The following is a 12,644-nucleotide window of genomic DNA, read 5'->3' as shown; positions in this document are numbered from 1 at the left end:
ACAACACACGCGGCAGCAAAACTGCAGGCTGACTTTAGCTGACAACGGGAGCTTCAATGCAATCACCACAAGATATTTCCATCCATCCAACGCCAGTATCGCCAGCGCCAGGCGCGGCCAATAGCGTGGCGAGCAGCGGCGCGGCATTGGGCGACTATCGCATCATCCGCCGCAACGGTGCGGTGGTGGCATTTGAGCCTTCGAAGATCGCCATCGCCATGACCAAGGCGTTTTTGGCCGTTAACGGTGGCCAGGGCGCCGCGTCGGCACGCGTCCGCGAACTGGTGGCGCAACTGACCGACGGCGTCGTCGCCGCGCTGGTGCGCCGCCATCCGGGTGGCGGCACCTTCCATATCGAAGACGTGCAAGACCAGGTGGAACTGTCGCTGATGCGTTCGGGCGAACACGACGTGGCGCGTGCCTACGTGCTGTACCGTGCCAAGCACATGGAAGAGCGCCGCTTGCAGAAGGAGGCGCTGGGCGCTTCCGCGCAAGTGACCGCACCGCAACTGAACGTCACTGACAACGGCGTGCGCCGCCTGCTGGACATGCAGGAAGTGCGCGACCTGATCAACGCCGCCTGCGCCGGCCTGGAAAAGCACGTCGATGCCGACGCCATCCTGGCTGAAACGGTGAAGAACCTGTACGACGGCGTGCCCGTCGAAGAGCTGCACAAGTCGGCCATCCTGGCGGCGCGCGCGCTGATGGAAAAAGATCCGGCCTACAGCCAGGTCACGGCCCGCATCCTGCTGCACACGGTGCGCAAGGAAGTGTTCGGCAAGGAAGTGCCGCAAGCGGCCGCTGCTGCCGAGTACCTGACGTATTTCCCGCAATATATCGCCAAGGGCATCGCCAACGATCTGCTGAACCCGGTACTTGCCAGTTTCGACCTGGAACGCCTGGCCAAGGCCATCGTTGCCGACCGCGACTTGCAATTCGGCTACATCGGCCTGCAAACGCTGTATGACCGCTACTTCCTGCACATCCATGACGTGCGCATCGAAATGCCGCAGGCGTTCTACATGCGCGTGGCCATGGGCCTGTCGCTGAACGAAGCGGACCGCGAAGCGCGCACCATCGAGTTCTACAATCTGCTGTCCTCGTTCGACTTCATGAGCTCGACGCCGACCCTGTTCAACTCGGGTACCCTGCGTTCGCAGCTGTCGTCGTGCTACCTGAGCACCGTCTCGGACGATCTGGAAGGCATCTACGACGCCATCAAGGACAACGCGCTGCTGGCCAAGTACGCCGGCGGCCTGGGTAACGACTGGACGCCAGTGCGCGCCCTGGGCGCCCACATCAAGGGCACCAACGGCAAGTCGCAAGGCGTGGTGCCGTTCCTGAAAGTGGTCAACGACACGGCCGTGGCAGTCAACCAGGGCGGCAAGCGCAAGGGCGCCGTCTGCGCCTACCTGGAAACCTGGCACATGGACATCGAGGAATTCCTCGACCTGCGCAAGAACACGGGCGACGACCGCCGCCGCACGCACGACATGAACACGGCGAACTGGATTCCCGACATGTTCATGAAGCGCGTCATGGAAAAAGGCGAGTGGACCCTGTTCTCGCCATCCGAAACGCCAGATTTGCACGACCTGGTCGGCAAGGCCTTTGAAAAGGCTTACCTGGGCTACGAAGCCAAGGCCGCCGCCGGCGAAATCCGTTCGTTCAAGAAGATCGCCGCGCTGGACCTGTGGCGCAAGATGCTGTCGATGCTGTTTGAAACGGGCCACCCATGGATCACGTTCAAGGATCCTTGCAACATCCGCAGCCCGCAGTCGCACGTCGGCGTCGTCCACAGCTCGAACCTGTGCACGGAAATCACGCTGAACACGGGTCCTGACGAAATCGCCGTCTGCAACCTCGGTTCCGTGAACATGCCGGCGCACATGAAGGAAGGCAAGCTCGATCACGTCAAGCTGGCCAAGACCATCCGCACCGCCATGCGCATGCTCGACAACGTCATCGACATCAATTACTACGCGGTCGAGAAGGCGCGCAATTCGAACATGCGCCACCGTCCGGTCGGCATGGGCGTGATGGGCTTCCAGGACTGCCTGCACATGATGCGCATTCCGTTCGCCTCGGATGCCGCCGTCAGCTTTGCCGACACCTCGATGGAAGCGGTGTGCTATTACGCCTACCTGGCGTCGACGGAACTGGCCGAAGAACGCGGCCGCTATGAATCGTATGCTGGTTCGCTGTGGGACCGTGGCATCCTGCCGCAAGACTCGGTGAAGCTGCTGGCCGAAGAGCGCGGCGGCTACCTGGAAGTCGATTCCTCGTCGGCCATGGACTGGACCCCGGTGCGCGAACGCATCGCCAAGTTCGGCATGCGCAACTCGAACTGCGTGGCGATCGCCCCGACGGCGACGATTTCGAACATCATCGGCGTATCGGCCTGTATCGAGCCGACGTTCCAGAACCTGTATGTGAAATCGAACCTGTCGGGCGAATTCACCGAGATCAACGGCTACCTGGTGCGCGACCTGAAGGCGCGCGACTTGTGGGATGAAGTCATGATCTCCGACCTGAAGTACTTCGACGGTTCGCTGGTGAAGATCGACCGCATCCCGCAAGACTTGCGCGACATCTACGCCACCGCCTTTGAAGTATCGCCAAGCTGGCTGGTGGAAGCGGCTTCGCGCCGCCAGAAGTGGATCGACCAGGCCCAGTCGCTGAACATCTACATGGCTGGCGCGTCGGGCAAGAAGCTCGACGAGACCTACAAGCTGGCATGGCTGCGTGGCCTGAAAACCACCTACTACCTGCGTACCATCGCCGCTACCCACATGGAGAAATCGACCTCCAAGACGGGTGCCCTGAACGCCGTGGCAGTCGATGGCGGCATGTCGGCCAGCGCGCAAAGCGCCCAGGCAGCGGTCGTGGCGGCAGCCGCTGCCGCCGTGGTGGCGCCCGTGGTGGCAGCTGCAGCGGACGACGCCGATGGCGAAGCTTGCTACCTGCGCCCAGGGGATGACGGTTTCGAAGAGTGCGAAGCCTGCCAGTAAAATTTTAGTTGTCAGCCCAGCGCTGCTGGGCTGATTCAATGTTGTTAATGTCCGCATTGTCCGATACAACGGGCCTGTTGCGGATCGCCGGCTCGCCGGCATGGAAAGGAAGAATATTATGTCGTTGTCCTGGGATGATGAAACCACGTCGGCAGCTGTGCCGCGTCCGGCGCAGCAAGCGCCATTGGGAAATACCGAATTGAACCTGGCGGCCGGTGCCGAGCCGTCCGAAGCGAACGCCGAGCAAGTGGCGCGCCGCGTGAATGCCGACGACAAGCGCATCATCAACGGCAAGACGGACGTCAACCAGCTGGTGCCGTTCAAGTACAAGTGGGCGTGGGACAAATACCTGGCCGGCTGCGCCAACCACTGGATGCCGCAGGAAGTGAACATGCAGCGCGATATCGAGCTGTGGAAAAACCCGAACGGCCTGACGGACGACGAGCGCCGCCTGGTCAAGCGCAACCTGGGCTTCTTCGTGACGGCCGACTCGCTGGCCGCCAACAACATCGTGCTGGGCACCTACCGCCACATCACGGCACCGGAATGCCGCCAGTACCTGCTGCGCCAGGCGTTCGAGGAAGCGATCCATACGCACGCCTACCAGTACATCGTCGAATCGCTGGGCCTGGACGAAGGCGAGATCTTCAACGCCTACAACGAAGTCAAGTCGATCCGCGACAAGGATGAATTCCTGATCCCGTTCATCAACACGCTGACCGACCCCGCGTTCACCACCGGCACGGTGGAAAACGACCAGAAGCTGCTGAAATCCCTGATCGTGTTTGCCTGCCTGATGGAAGGCCTGTTCTTCTACGTCGGCTTCACGCAGATCCTGGCGCTGGGCCGCCAGAACAAGATGATGGGTGCTGCCGAGCAGTACCAGTACATCCTGCGCGACGAATCGATGCACTGCAACTTCGGCATCGACTTGATCAACACGATCAAGATGGAAAATCCGCTGCTGTGGACGGCCGAATTCCGCGAAGAGATCAAAGTGCTGTTCATGCAAGCCGTGGAGCTGGAATACGCGTACGCGGAAGACACCATGCCACGCGGCGTGCTGGGTCTGAACGCGCCGATGTTCAAGGGCTATCTGCGCTTCATCGCCAACCGCCGCGCGCAGCAGATCGGCCTCGAGCCGCTGTTCGCGCAAGAGGAAAATCCGTTCCCGTGGATGAGCGAAATGATCGACATGAAGAAGGAACGCAACTTCTTCGAGACGCGCGTGACCGAGTACCAAACGGGTGGTGCGCTGAACTGGGAATAGTCCTTTTTCAGGCTACGCCAAGAAGCGCCGTCATCGTGACGGCGCTTTTTTTTCGCGTGCGTGGCGGCGGAAAAAAAGCATGCTTCATGCAGCGCTGCGAAGAGGCTTGCGCCAGGATTTTCGCCTGCCGCGAAGGGCCGCATGGCAGGCCCAAAAAATCATTTCCGGAGACGCTGGCGGCAGCATTTGCCGCGCGATTGTGCGATAGCACGCGTAACGTGCAAAAAAGCGGGCGAAAACGTGTCGTGCCGGTTGCGCATTGACAAGGTTTTCGTGTACTTTATGAGATTGCAAATGCGAGCGTTAGAATGCGGGGTTTTTTAACCAGCGCGGTAGCGAAAAAAGCTCGCAAAACAGGGATACAGATTTACACGGATATGCACAAAACCACACCGTTTTCGTCTGCCGCCGTGCCCGAATTTTTTCAGGCATGGCGGTTTTTTATTTGACGCATAGGTGTTGTGGCGAGCGCGATGCGAGGAGCGAAAAAACGCACGGCATCGAAAACGAATGACCGAATTCAGACTTTGCCACCAGCTGCGAGATAAAGCAGGGTGGCACCGACGATGGCTGAAGTGCTGCAAACGTGAGGAGTTGCAGCAGTTCAGCTGGTGCCGAATTCATTAGCGCAAACGACCGTTTGTGCCGATGAATAATTCGCCTGGCCTATCCCTGTGGTGGGTCGGACGGGTTTAAATCTTGTAGCTTAAATTTCTCATCTCAGATGAAGGAGAGACAAATGGCAACAGCCGCTAAGAAATCAGAAGTAAAGAAACCAGCCGCCAAGGCTGCTCCTGCCGCGAAGAAGCCGGCAGCCGCAGTCAAGACGGTTGCCGCTAAACCAGCTGCCAAAGCCGCAGCGAAACCAGCCGCCAAACCAGCCGCCAAACCAGTCGCCAAAGCCGCAGCCAAGCCTGCAGCAAAAGTGGCAGCCAAGCCAGTAGCCAAAGCCGCAGCGAAACCGGCGGCCAAGGCAGCAGCAAAACCGGCAACTAAGCCGGCAGCCAAGCCGGCAGCCAAGCCAGCCGCGAAAGTGGCAGCGAAACCTGCCGCCAAGGCAGCAACCAAGCCAGTGGCGAAAAAAGCTGTTGCCAAGCCGGCCGCCAAGCCAGTAGCAAAAGCCGCAGCAAAACCAGCGGCCAAAGCCGCAGCAAAACCAGCAGCCAAGCCAGCAGTGAAAAAAGCCGCAGCGAAACCTGCCGCCAAACCGGTCGCCAAGGCAGCAGCCAAGCCGGCAGCGAAAAAAGTCGTCGCCAAGGCAGCAGCCAAGCCGGCCGCCAAAGCAGCAGCGAAGCCAGCAGCAAAAGCTGCAGCCAAGCCAGCGGCCAAGGTAGCAGCGAAGCCAGCAGCAAAAGCGGCAGCCAAGCCAGCCGCCAAGCCAGCAGCGAAAAAAGCCGTTGCCAAGCCGGTAGCCAAAGCAGCAGCCAAGCCAGCAGCGAAAGCCGCAGCGAAACCTGCCGCCAAAGCAGTGGCCAAGCCAGCAGCGAAAAAAGTCGTCGCCAAGCCAGCCGCCAAGGTAGCAGCGAAGCCGGCAGCCAAAGCTGCGGCCAAGCCAGCGGCCAAGGTAGCAGCCAAGCCGGTAGCGAAAGTTGCCGCCAAGCCAGCAGCTAAAGTAGCCGCCAAACCGGTTGCCAAAGCAGCAGCGAAACCTGTCGTCAAGGTTGCAGCGAAACCTGCAGCCAAGCCAGCAGCCAAGCCAGCAGCCAAGCCAGCAGCGAAAGCCGCAGCGAAACCTGCCGCCAAGCCAGCCGCAGCGCCAGTCGTGGCAGCGGCACCGGCAGCAGCGGCACCTGCCGCCGTGGTCGCCAAACCAGCCGCCAAGAAGGCCGCGCCTAAAAAGGCCGCACCGAAGAAGGCAGCGCCTGTCGCCAAGCCATCGGCACCTATCGCACCTGTAGCAAAAACCGTGTTGGCACCGGCTGCAGCCTGGCCATTCCCAACCAGCACCCGCCCATCGTAATTTCAACGATACGGGTGCCTGGATGAGGCAACACGCCGCTGTGTGACTCAATCACACAGCGGTTTTTTTTTGGAGAATTAGTCGTGCTGATCGTTATCCTTACATTGATCGTTGATACCATTGCCACCTTGCTGGGCGGCGTATTGCTGCTGCGCTTCTGGATGCAGGCGGTGCGCGTGCGGCCCCCTTCATCGGTGGCGCAATTCACGTTTCAATTGTCCGACTGGCTGGTGCGCCCCCTGCGCCGCGTGGTGCCGGGCGTGGGCGGGTATGACTGGGCCAGCCTGATCGGCGCCTTCCTGATCGTGCTGCTGGCCAGCTCGGTGCTGTTTATTTCTGGTCAACCAGTCGAAGTGGTGCTGCTCAAGTCGCTGCAACGCTTCCTGCAATGGATACTCTATGGTTTCATGGCCCTGCTGATCATCGAAGCCATCTTCAGCTGGGTCAACCCGCATGCGCCGCTGGCGCCGTTTGTACGGGCCCTGAACGAGCCGCTGCTGCGTCCTATCCGCAAGGTCGTGCCGCTGGTCGGCAGCCTGGACTTGTCGCTGCTGGTAGCGCTGATCCTGTTGCAGATCGCGCAAGTGCTGGTGGGGATGATTATTGTGCTGAGGTAAAACGAGAGGGGGGTCTGGCTGCTTGCCAGAACCCCAAATGCAGATACTGGGGTCGGACCCTCAGGGTCCGACCCCAGCCTTACTCGGGCTTCGATGGATTAATAGCGGTAACCAAATGCCGCTTCGAACTGCTCGGCGATGCTTTCTGGTGTAAACACATGGTTTTGCGCGCCCTGCGTGGCGATTTTAATCGCGCCCAGCAGGCTGGCCAGGCGGCCGCTGGTTTCCCAGCCCAGGTCGTTGGTGATGCCGAACAGCAAGCCGGCACGGTAGGCATCGCCGCAACCGGTCGGGTCCAGCACTTCCTTGGCAGCCACGACAGGAATGTCGATGCGCTTGCCGTCCGTATAGATTTCCGACCCTTTTTCGCCACGCGTGACGATCAGCGCGTCCAGGCGGCTGGCGATCTCCGGCAGGGTCAAGCCCGTACGTTCCATCAACATTTCCATTTCATAGTCGTTGGCCGACACATACGTGGCTTTGTTGATGAAGTCGATCAACTGGTCGCCATTGAAGCGTGGCAACTGTTGACCCGGGTCGAACATGAAAGGGATGCCCAGTTCTGCCAGGTCGGCGGCGTGCTTGAGCATGCCCTGGTCGCCGTCGGGCGAAATGATGGCAACCTTGGCCGGGCCCGCATTGGCGATCGGATTTTCATGCGCAAACGACATGGCACCCGGGTGGAAGGCATTGATCTGGTTATTGTCCGCATCGGCCGTGACGAAGCACTGCGCGTTGTAGCTGTCGGCCTTGATCAGGATGTTGGCGGTGGAAATGCCCAGCTTTTGCAGGCGTTCCAGGTAGGCGGCGCTGTCTTGCCCCATGACGCCGACGATGCGCGGGTCGCCGCCCAGCATTTTCAGGCTGTAGGCGATGTTGCCCGAGCAGCCGCCGAACTCCGTGCGCATGGTGGGCACGAGGAAGGAGACGTTCACCTTGTGCAACTGGTCGGCCAGCAGCGATTCGCCGAAGCGGCCGGGGAATTGCATGATGGTGTCGGTGGCGAGCGAGCCGCAGATCAGCGATGTTTTGGTCATGATAGTGTCGGTTAAGGGTAAAAGATGGCGATATGGTAGCCAGACGCCGTGAGTTGGTCCAAGGTGAAATACAGTTTGATGGTTTGTTCCGAGCGGGGAGAAAAGCCCTTGCTCACATCGATCGTGGCCGGCAGGTAGTCGCGCGGCGCGATGACGCGGCGCAGCACGGGCTTGTCGTCCGCATCATTGAGGATCAGTTCGATGCTGGGCCAGGCCTGCACGCTGCGGCTCTGGTTGCGCAGCAGCGAGACGTAGGAAAAAGTGTGTTCCTTGATGGTTTGCAATTCACCCTGTTCGATGGACAGCGCCTCGATCTGCGCCGGCAAGTCGACCTGGCAGCCACTGAGCTTGCACAGCGCGACCAGGGTCGGCTTCCACTGCGGAAACTGCGCCGCCAGCGGATTGCGGAAGGTGGTCATCACTTGCAGCAATAACAGGAGGAGCAGCAGCACCGAGCCGATGGCCATGGCCGCGCGCAAGGCCTTGCCGCTCTGTTCGCGGCGCCGGCCCTGGATCACAAAGGCCGGTTCGTCGTCGGCCGGCGGCAGGACGCAGTCGTCCTGCTCTTCGGCTGGCTCCGGCGCAACGGGGGCGGCGGGCAGCGCGTCAAAAGAGTGGTCGGCCAGCGTGGGTTCCCGGCGCGCGGGGGTGGGCTTGTCCAGGCTGACTTTTTCGGCTGGGACTACTGGGGCTGCCACCGTTTCCAGGCTCGGTTCGCGGCGGCTGTCACGCAAATACGTGGCGAAGGCGGGGGCGTCATCGACCTGGCGGCGCTTGAACGGCGCCATCGGCTGGGGCAGCGGCGCTTCGGGCGGCTCGGCCGGTGGCATGACAGGGGCGGCGACAGGCGCGTCAGCCAGCGCTTCGGCAGGCAGGCTGACGTCGAGGTCCAGCTCGATGTGGTCGCCATCGTCTGCATCATCCTTGAGCTGCGCCGTTGCCGGCAAGATGCCGAACGGGTCGAACGAGGTGTCGAAGTCGAGGGAATAGATGGGTTCGTCGTCCGTGGCGGACGGCAGGCTGGTGTCGGCCGGATACGTGGTCGACAGCGCGGCGGCAGCGCTGGGGCCGGACGTTAAAAACGGCGATGCCGCAGCTGGATCGACCAGCGCGGCATTGCCGTCAAAGACTTCCCTGCACGTGCCACAGCGCACGATGCCCCCACGTAACTTCAACTGGTCAGCAGCGACCCGAAATATCGTGTTGCAATGGGGGCATTTGGTGGCGAGGGCCATTGCTGTGCTTATGCACCTTCCGCGCGGGGCGCAGGCGCTTGCGTGCTGCCCAGGCGGCCATGCAGGGCCACCCAGCCATCTTGCTCGGCCCACACACCCAGTTCGATGAACGGTGCGTAGGCTGCGGCCACTTCTTCCGCCTGGCGTGCCAGCACGCCGGACAGGATCAGGGCGCCGCCGGCGGCAACACGGCCCGACAGCATGGGCGCCATCAGCATCAATGGGCTCGACAGGATATTGGCGACGACGATGTCAAACTTGGCCGTGGCGTGTGCCGACGTGGCAAACGTGTCTGGCAAGAAATATTCGATCTCGCACTGGTTGCGTTCGGCATTCAAGCCAGCCGATTCGATCGCTTGCGGGTCGATATCGACACCGACCACGGTTTGCGCGTCCAGCTTCTTGGCCACCATGGCCAGGATGCCGGAGCCGCAACCGTAGTCGAGCACGCTCTTGCCAGGAGCGGGATTGGCTTCCAGCCATTCCATGCACAAACGCGTGGTCGGATGGCTGCCCGTGCCGAAGGCCAGGCCCGGGTCCAGTTCCAGGATCAGGCCGTCAGGATCCGGTGCCTCGTGCCAGCTGGGCACGACCCAGATATTCTTGCCGATGTGAATCGGCGCGAATTGCGACTGGGTCAGGCGCACCCAGTCCTGCTCTTCCACGGGGCGCATGGTAAAGGCGGGAACTTCCACCATGCCGACCGCTGCGGCGGCGGCAGCCACGATGGCGGCCTGGTCGGCATCGACGTCGGTCAGCGCCACCACGCGGCTGCGTTCCCACGCCGCTTCCTTCGGTTCCATGCCGGGCTCGCCAAACAGAGGCTGCTCGGCATCCGTGCCTTCATCGGCGTCTTCCACCGAGACCGACAGGGCACCCGCTTCCATCAACGCGTCGGACATGGCCTCGGCGTTGTCACGGGCGATTTCGATGACGATTTCTGTCCAGCTCATGCGTCCGCCTTGATTTCGGATTTCTTGGCGATGCTGGGGCTGCCGCCATTCAGGTTCTTGCCCAGGTCCGGCATGTCGGCCAGTTTCTGTTCCAGATAGTGAATGTTGGTGCCGCCTTCGATGAAGCGCGCGTCGATCATCAGTTCGCGGTGCAAGGCGATGTTCGTGTTGATGCCTTCGACCACCATTTCGGACAGGGCGATCTGCATGCGGCGGATCGCTTGCTCGCGCGTGGCGCCGTAAGCGATCACTTTGCCGATCATCGAGTCGTAGTGCGGCGGCACGTAGTAACCGGCGTAGGCGTGCGAGTCGACGCGGATGCCAGGGCCGCCCGGCGCATGCCACGAGACGATCTTGCCTGGCGATGGCGTGAACTTGAACGGATCTTCGGCATTGATGCGGCACTCGATGGCGTGGCCCGACAGCAAGACGTCGCGCTGGCGGAAACGCAGTTTTTCGCCGGCGGCGATGCGGATCTGCTCTTGCACGATGTCGATGCCGGTGATCATCTCGGTGACGGGATGTTCCACTTGCACGCGGGTATTCATTTCAATGAAATAGAACTCGCCGTTTTCGTACAGGAATTCAAACGTGCCGGCGCCGCGGTAGCCGATCTTGCGGCAGGCTTCGGCGCAACGGTCGCCGATTTTCTCGATGAGTTTACGCGGGATGCCTGGCGCTGGTGCTTCTTCGATGACTTTCTGGTGGCGGCGCTGCATGGAGCAGTCGCGCTCGCCCAGCCAGACGGCGTTCTTGTGTTCGTCGGCGAGGATCTGGATTTCCACGTGGCGCGGATTTTCCAGGTACTTCTCCATATACACTTCAGGGTTGCCGAAAGCCGTACCGGCTTCCGTCTTGGTCATCGACACGGCGTTGATCAGGGCAGCTTCCGTGTGCACCACGCGCATGCCGCGTCCGCCACCGCCGCCGGCAGCCTTGATGATGACCGGGTAGCCGACTTTGCGGGCAATTTGGACGATCGCTTTCGGATCGTCCGGCAGCGCGCCTTCCGAGCCGGGCACGCACGGTACGCCGGCCTTGATCATGGTTTGCTTGGCCGACACTTTGTCGCCCATCAAACGGATCGATTCGGAGCGCGGGCCGATGAAGACGAAGCCCGATTTCTCGACGCGTTCGGCAAAGTCGGCGTTTTCCGACAGGAAGCCATAGCCTGGGTGAATCGCTTGTGCATCCGTCACTTCAGCGGCGCTGATAATGGCGGGCATGTTCAGGTAGCTCAGGGCCGACTGTGCCGGGCCGATACAAACGGATTCGTCGGCCAGCTTGACGTATTTTGCGTCCTTGTCGGCTTCGGAGTGGACTACAACCGTTTTAATGCCCATTTCGCGGCAGGCGCGCTGAATACGGAGGGCAATTTCACCACGGTTGGCAATCAGGATTTTTTCAAACATGGTAGGTTCGCGTATGTCTGTGAGAGCCGGCGAGCCGGCGAAACAACAAGTGTGAGGGGCTAAAACTGCAAACGGCCGTTGCCGGCCGTGTGGACTGGGTTTTAGCCGATCACAAACAAGGGTTGACCGAATTCGACCGGCTGGCCGTTTTCGACCAGGATCTGGGTCACGACACCGGCTTTATCGGAGTCGATTTCATTCAGGAGCTTCATCGCTTCGATGATGCACAGGGTATCACCTTCCTTGACGGCCGAGCCCACTTCAACATAGGCGGCGCTGCCAGGAGCGGAGGAGCGGTAGAAGGTGCCAACCATGGGCGACTTGACCACATAGCCCGTAGGCTCGGCGGCGACGACTGCGGCCGCTGGCGCAGGCGCGGCTGGTGCGGCTGGCTGGTAGTGGGCTTGCATGCCTTGCGGCTGCATCATGACCATCTGGTTTTGCGGCATGGCCGACGATTTGACGATGCGAACCTTGCTTTCGCCTTCGGTCACTTCCAGCTCTGCGATATCCGATTCGGCGACCAGGTCGATCAAGGTCTTGAGTTTTCGTAGATCCATGTAAAACCCCTAGGAATGTAGTTTGTTTTATGAGTGATGCGGTGATGTCCAGAACCTATCGCCGCGCTAAATACGTGCAGATCGCGTAGATTAACGTTTTTTAAGTGCAAAGTCGATGGCAAGCCGATATCCATCGATACCTAGCCCGCAGATCGTCCCCTGCGCGATCGCGCTGAGAAATGAGTGATGTCGAAACGTTTCGCGTTGATAAATATTCGAGATATGGACTTCCACGAACGGGATGGCGACCCCGGCCAGCGCATCGCGCAAGGCAACGCTGGTATGGGTCAGGCCGCCCGGATTGATGACGATGGCATCGATCCCTTCCGCTCGCGCGGCATGGATGCGGTCGATCAGTGCGCCTTCATGGTTGCTTTGAAAGCAGATCAGGTCGGCACCGGCCGCCATGGCTTGCGCCATTGCTGCCTGCTCGATATCGGCCAAGGTGCTGGCGCCGTAGACCTCTGGCTCGCGCGTTCCCAGCAAATTCAGGTTGGGACCGTTGAGCAGAAGGAGGTTTTTTGCCATGTATGGAAGACCGTTTTAGCGAAAGTTCCGCATTTTGCCGCCAAAGATACGCATTGGCAAG

Annotated in this window: 11 protein-coding genes; 4 read left to right on the top strand and 7 right to left on the bottom strand. The window is 60.8% G+C overall.

Annotation, left to right across the window (positions count from 1 at the left end; all coding sequences use genetic code 11):
• The first annotated feature begins 56 nt into the window (after positions 1–56).
• Positions 57–3,011, top strand: a complete 2,955-nt coding sequence (locus tag CNX70_RS25480; RefSeq protein WP_096237838.1) for a ribonucleoside-diphosphate reductase subunit alpha — start codon at positions 57–59, stop codon at positions 3,009–3,011.
• A 118-nt stretch (positions 3,012–3,129) separates the two neighbouring features.
• Complete coding sequence (locus CNX70_RS25475) at positions 3,130–4,281, top strand: ribonucleotide-diphosphate reductase subunit beta (protein ID WP_096237837.1); 1,152 nt, start codon at positions 3,130–3,132, stop codon at positions 4,279–4,281.
• A gap of 720 nt (positions 4,282–5,001) precedes the next feature.
• Here the strand turns inward: CNX70_RS25475 and CNX70_RS28750 are convergent.
• The gene (locus CNX70_RS28750; RefSeq protein WP_208624465.1) at positions 5,002–5,487 is read right to left on the bottom strand and encodes a hypothetical protein; all 486 of its coding nucleotides are present in this window, start codon (positions 5,485–5,487) and stop codon (positions 5,002–5,004) included.
• On the opposite strand from CNX70_RS28750, the gene CNX70_RS28745 reads away from it, so the two are divergent.
• Positions 5,456–6,241: a hypothetical protein gene (locus CNX70_RS28745; RefSeq protein ID WP_208624464.1), complete on the top strand. Its 786-nt coding sequence runs from the start codon at positions 5,456–5,458 to the stop codon at positions 6,239–6,241. The genes CNX70_RS28750 and CNX70_RS28745 overlap by 32 nt on opposite strands.
• Before the next feature lie 83 nt (positions 6,242–6,324).
• Positions 6,325–6,858, top strand: a complete 534-nt coding sequence (locus tag CNX70_RS25460) for a YggT family protein (RefSeq protein WP_244198954.1) — start codon at positions 6,325–6,327, stop codon at positions 6,856–6,858.
• Between the two features lie 98 nt (positions 6,859–6,956).
• Here CNX70_RS25460 and CNX70_RS25455 read toward each other — a convergent pair whose 3' ends face one another.
• From CNX70_RS25455 to aroQ, 6 genes are all read right to left on the bottom strand, one after another.
• The gene (locus tag CNX70_RS25455; protein WP_096237833.1) at positions 6,957–7,895 is read right to left on the bottom strand and encodes a carbohydrate kinase family protein; all 939 of its coding nucleotides are present in this window, start codon (positions 7,893–7,895) and stop codon (positions 6,957–6,959) included.
• Positions 7,896–7,906: 11 nt separating this feature from the next.
• Entirely contained in the window at positions 7,907–9,130 is a 1,224-nt protein-coding gene (locus tag CNX70_RS25450) for a DUF3426 domain-containing protein (RefSeq protein ID WP_096237832.1), read from the bottom strand.
• 8 nt (positions 9,131–9,138) lie between these two features.
• Positions 9,139–10,083 carry a 50S ribosomal protein L11 methyltransferase gene (gene prmA, locus CNX70_RS25445; protein ID WP_096237831.1) on the bottom strand — a complete coding sequence of 315 codons (945 nt, stop codon included), beginning with the start codon at positions 10,081–10,083 and terminating at the stop codon, positions 9,139–9,141.
• Entirely contained in the window at positions 10,080–11,495 is a 1,416-nt protein-coding gene (gene accC, locus CNX70_RS25440; RefSeq protein ID WP_096237830.1) for an acetyl-CoA carboxylase biotin carboxylase subunit, read from the bottom strand. Before accC ends, prmA begins: the two co-directional genes overlap by 4 nt.
• 101 nt (positions 11,496–11,596) lie before the next feature.
• On the bottom strand, positions 11,597–12,055 hold the full coding sequence (gene accB, locus CNX70_RS25435; protein WP_096237829.1) for an acetyl-CoA carboxylase biotin carboxyl carrier protein: 459 nt from the start codon (positions 12,053–12,055) through the stop codon (positions 11,597–11,599).
• Between the two features lie 90 nt (positions 12,056–12,145).
• Positions 12,146–12,583 (bottom strand): type II 3-dehydroquinate dehydratase, encoded by a 438-nt coding sequence (gene aroQ, locus CNX70_RS25430; protein ID WP_071075522.1) that lies wholly within the window; start codon positions 12,581–12,583, stop codon positions 12,146–12,148.
• Between the last annotated feature and the right edge of the window lie 61 nt (positions 12,584–12,644).

The sequence above is a fragment of the Janthinobacterium svalbardense genome, assembly GCF_002327145.1.
In the GTDB taxonomy this organism is placed as follows: Bacteria; Pseudomonadota; Gammaproteobacteria; order Burkholderiales; family Burkholderiaceae_D; genus Janthinobacterium; species Janthinobacterium tructae.
The sequence above is the reverse complement of the archived record's forward strand: the minus strand, read 5'-3'. Positions and strand labels throughout refer to the sequence as shown.